The organism is Flavobacterium sp. RSP49 (genome assembly GCF_003968735.1).
In the GTDB taxonomy this organism is placed as follows: Bacteria; Bacteroidota; Bacteroidia; order Flavobacteriales; family Flavobacteriaceae; genus Flavobacterium.
In genome coordinates, this window is sequence record NZ_RYDN01000058.1 from 1 (window position 1) to 5,269 (window position 5,269).

Below are 5,269 nucleotides of genomic sequence, written 5' to 3' on the forward strand. Positions count from 1 at the left end.
CGCTTCACATAGCGTGTTTCTTCATGTTTTTCCATTAGGATACTTTTTGTGTATCGCTATTTCAGGACGGGACAACTCATAAATAAAAAAACTTTTAAAAAAGATTGGTTGATTTTATTGGGTTTTGTTGGGGGTTACGGAACCCCTGTAACTGGTTTGGTATTACATTATTATTTCTCTTTGTCCAAAATATTTAAAACCCAATTATTATGGCAATCGAAGTTATCACTCGCGAAGATTTGAACGAATTTCGTACACTTCTTCTTTCTGATTTAAACGCAATGTTTAATTCAAAACCGCAACAGCAAAAACAGTGGCTTAAATCCTCCGAAGTCAGAAAACTACTTAATATTTCTGCGGGTACTTTACAAAACCTTCGGGTAAACGGTACTTTAACATACACCAAAATTGGCGGAATTATTTTTTACGCCAGCGGCGATTTAAACAAACTACTCGAAACAAACAAAGTGGAAGCTACACCCAATTTATTCAATCCAAAATGGTTGGTACGATGAATTACATAAAGCACCTAACTGGATTTTTCGAGAAAGTGGCAGTTGACAAAACACTCAATCCAACACACGTCAGTTTGTATATGTCGTTGTTCCAATTCTGGAATTGCAATCGATTCAAAAATCCAATAAGTATTTCTCGTGATGAAGTTATGCGAATAAGCAAAATTAGCTCCAAAGCAACCTATCATAAATGTTTAAAAAATTTGCATTCTCAAGGGTATATAAACTATGAACCATCTTACAATCCATTCAAAGGTAGCCACGTTTACTTGCTAAATTTTTCAGATGATCTAAAACCAATTCCTAAAAACGAAAAATCAACAGTACCAAAAAATGAACATCTTTTTGAACTTGTTAATGAACAAGTAGTGAACAAGTCTTATACTAGTACTGGTACAAGTAGTGGGACTGGTAGTGAACAAGCTCTAGTATCTTATATAAACAATACAAACATACCAAACATTTCAAACGATTTAAAGATTGCAAACTTGGACGAGCAAGCAAAAAATTTTGAAATTGATGATGGTTTTCTAAAAAATGATAATGACGAGAAAGAAAAAAAGTTGCGCGAAAAAAAGAAATCCTTTTCGGATTCTCCGACTCAAATTGAAAACAATCATAAAACTGGAGGTAAAGAGTTTCTTGTCACTTCGAGCGCAGTCGAGAAGCCAACTATCGAAAATGTCAAAACCTACTTTCTCGAACAATACTTTCCAGAACTCGAAGCCATTAAGTTTTTCAATTACTTCTCCAGCAACGGTTGGTTAGTCGGAGGCAAAACTCCGATGGTCGATTGGCAAGCAGCAGCACAAAATTGGATATTAAACGCACCAAAATTCATTTCAAATGAACCACAATCCAACAGAGCAAAACACCTCAACACAGGAACAAACAAAGACTATTCAGAGCCATTATAGCTACAAGGAAGTAATTATTTGGTTAGAGAAAAAAGGCGTTGAATTATACGGCAATCATTTCAAAATAATTGAAGGCGATTATCCAATAATTTATAAATTAATTGCTTATTTTTTAAAAGACGAGGCAACTTGTTACCAACTTGGCATAGACCTTAACAAAGGAATTCTACTTTCTGGACCAGTCGGATGTGGTAAAACATCATTGATGAATTTAATGAAATACCTAACCCCAACAGAACATAAATTTTTAGTAAAACCGTGTCGTTACATCAGTTTTGAATTTATACAAGACGGCTATGAAATAATTCACAAATACAGCAAAGGCAAGCTCTATGAATCGCAACCAAAAATAATATGCTTTGACGATTTAGGAACTGAAAACAATCTAAAATATTACGGTAATGAATGCAATGTTATTGCAGAAATCCTATTATCTCGGTATGATTTATTCACAACTAAAAAACTTCAAACGCATATCACAACAAATCTTTCGGCAAGTGAAATAGAAAATTTTTATGGGAATCGGGTGCGAAGTCGATTAAGAGAAATGGTTAATTTGATTGGATTTAATAAAGAGATTGTAGATAAAAGAATTTGATAGTAAATGTATTACTTTAGTAGATTGTTAAATTTATTGAATTCAATATGGACTGGCAGGATTATAAAGTTAGAAATACGAATGTTGAAGGAGCAAGAGCTGCGTTTGAAAAGGATTGCGCTACGTTGTTCAATATTATTCATAAAGATAGAAATGTCAAAACTGTAAAAGTTTCAGTTGGCGATGGTGGTATAGATGTTTTTGTTGGTAATATTGGTGTTGAACCAATAATAGTTATTCAATGCAAATTTTTTCTAGAAGCTTTTGGTGCTTCACAAAAACAACAAATCAAAGATTCATTTAATACTGTAATAAATTCTGTGGAATTCGAAACAGAGGAATGGATATTGTGTATTCCAAAAACTTTAGATTTAAAGCAGAATAAATGGTGGTGCGAATGGGCAGATGCTATGAAATCTAAACACAGTTTGAAAGATGATTTTATCATATTAAATGACGGTAATAATCTAATTGACTTATTCAAAACACATAATCTTTTTAATCAGGTTTTTAAAATTGAAGATTCTTTAAAAATAGCGGATATTGATAAAAAAGTTGATGTTATTTATAAAACTATAACTAACGATATTTCTTTTGATGAAACTCAAATCGAAATTAATAAAGCTAATTTTTATCTTGAAAATGTTCCAAATCTTTTTGGAGAAAATACAGAGACTCATATTGAAAGAAGTGAAACTAATTTTATTTATGAATGGATCAATAATGATTTAAATAATGATCAAAAAAATATATTTATTCTTGAAGGAGAAAAAGGTTACGGCAAAACTGTAGTTCTAAAAGATTTATTACTAAAGCTTAAGCAAAATAATACGAACGTATTAGGTATTAAGGCAGATAAATATTATGCTTCTGATAGAATTGAATTAGAAAAAAAAATATTCCAAAAGGAAAATATATCAATTGAAAAAATTGTTCAACTTTATAAAAATGAAAATAAAACTCTAGTAATTGTAATTGATCAATTAGATGCACTTTCACAAACATTATCAACAAATAGAGAATTCATACAAACCTATAATAGATTAATATCCGATTTATCTTTTCAATCAAATGTAAGAATCATAATATCCACAAGAAGTTATGATTTAAACTATGATGCTGAATTGAGTATTTATAAATCTAACAAATATTCAAAAATTAAAATCACTGGGATTTCTAAAGAAAAGGTTCAAGAAGTTTTACTAAAATATGGAATTAATAATTGTTCTGAAAAACTTTTAGAATTATTAACAGTTCCAAATCATTTAGATATATTTTGCAGGTTACCAAACAAAATTAATATAGATACTTTTTCAACATTGAAAGATTTATACGATGCATTATGGAAACAACTGATATATAACAAGACTGCATTACAATTAAAATCTATTTTAAATAAAATAGCTGCTGGAATGTATCAAAATCAGCAAATTACAATCAGTAATGTATTTGAAAATGAATACTCAAAAGAAATAAATTATTTAAAAAGTAATCATTTACTAATTGAAAACAACAATGAATTACAGTTTTTCCATCAAACGTTTTATGATTATACATTCTCAAGACAATTTGTTGAGAATAAAAAATCACTAAGCAATTATATTAATGAAAATAAACAAAGTCTATATGTTCGATCAATCATTAAAATGGTTACAGAATATTATCGAGAATATGACCACATTGAATATTGCAAAACGATAACGCAACTTATAACTTCATCAAAGTTTAGGTTTCATATAAAAACTTTAGTTATAACAAGTTTAGGAGACGTAAAAAATCCGACTAATAAAGAAAAAGATATTGTATCAAAATTCATTTTGATTGATTTTGATTTAACAAAAGTTTTTATAAACTCTATTTTTTCTTTGGGTTGGTTAGAGTTTATTATTAATCAAAACATTCCATTACAATATTTTGATTATCAAAAAGATTGGAAGATTAATTTTTATGAAAAATTAATCTCAAATAAAATTATTAAACCAGGATTTTCATTAAAGTACGATTATTTGAAGCAGAAAGAAATGAGACTATCATTACTATTCCGTCTGTTTACTAATAATAGAAAAGACGGCTTAAATGTTATTATAAGAGTTATAGAAAAATTACCGGAATCAGATGAAAAGGTAAATTTTATGAATAGATTTTTGATTAATGTTGACAATTGGGATGTTGAAAAATTATTGGTGCAATTTGAAAAATATTTTCATTTTAATCTAGAAGATAAAAGTAGGGACAACTTTTGGTATTATCAGATACTAGAAAAAATATTTATTCATTATCCTAATTTTGTGCTTGATAAATTAAGTCCTATCATTTTAAAATGTTTTGAAGAACATTCATTTACTATAAGTTTTACTTATGAGCAAAGCACTATAATAGAAAAGATAAATAATATTAATCCCGATTTATGTTTTGTTTATTTTCACTCTATTTTTGACGAGTTAGTCGATAATAATAAATACGAAAAAGAGTTTGATATTGTAGGCAGTCCATTATATAAAAACTCAAAATTCTCTGATTTATTTGAAAGCGATACAAATGAAAATGCTGATGATATAATTGAAGAATTACTTTCAAAGTATATAAAATTAAAATCGAAAGATAAGGTGTTTTTCAAGTCTTATTATGAAAAACATAAAAACTCTAACTCTATATCGCATCTTAAAATTTTAATTCTAGGTTTAACAGAAATTCCATTATTATATAAACAAGAAGTATTCGAATTCATAAAAATAATTCATTCTAAAAATGGATTTAACGGATATGATGATAAGTTTCAACTATACTTGAGAGATTTAATTACTAAAAGTTTTGTGATTTTTTCTGAAAACCAAAAATTAGAATTGGCAAATATTATTTTATCAGTAAAACATCCAGCAGATATATATTATTACAATGATAGCAATAGTATAAGAAAACCAGCACTTGGGTTTTATGGTAAGAAAAAATATTTATTTATAGATAGCCTGCCTAATAAAGAAATGGAATCTATTCCTATTTTAAAAAAAACTCATCAAGAATTATATAGAAAATTTGGTAAACTAAATGTAAAACAATTAGATAGAAGTAATATCTCATCTGGATTTGTTGGTCCTCCACTGGCAATAAATGCTTATAAAAAAATGACTTTAAATGATTGGAAAAAAAGTTTTTTAATATTTATGGATATTCCGCTGCAAAGGTCGCCACGATTCCGCTACAAAGTGCACCACGATTCCGCTGCAAAGTACACCACCCAT

Annotated in this window: 4 protein-coding genes; all 4 read left to right on the forward strand. The window is 28.4% G+C overall.

All coding sequences use genetic code 11. The annotated features are described in order from the left end of the window. Nucleotides 1–209 precede the first annotated feature (209 nt). Nucleotides 210–515 (forward strand): helix-turn-helix domain-containing protein, encoded by a 306-nt coding sequence (locus EKM02_RS14555; RefSeq protein WP_126456390.1) that lies wholly within the window; start codon nucleotides 210–212, stop codon nucleotides 513–515. Further along, nucleotides 512–1,432, forward strand: a complete 921-nt coding sequence (locus tag EKM02_RS14560; protein ID WP_126456392.1) for a transcriptional regulator — start codon at nucleotides 512–514, stop codon at nucleotides 1,430–1,432. Before EKM02_RS14555 ends, EKM02_RS14560 begins: the two co-directional genes overlap by 4 nt. After that, nucleotides 1,362–2,030, forward strand: a complete 669-nt coding sequence (locus EKM02_RS14565; protein ID WP_126456394.1) for an AAA family ATPase — start codon at nucleotides 1,362–1,364, stop codon at nucleotides 2,028–2,030. Before EKM02_RS14560 ends, EKM02_RS14565 begins: the two co-directional genes overlap by 71 nt. Nucleotides 2,031–2,077: 47 nt before the next feature. Then, nucleotides 2,078–5,269: NACHT domain-containing protein (locus EKM02_RS14570; protein WP_148103542.1), on the forward strand; the 3,192-nt coding region annotated here is incomplete at its 3' end.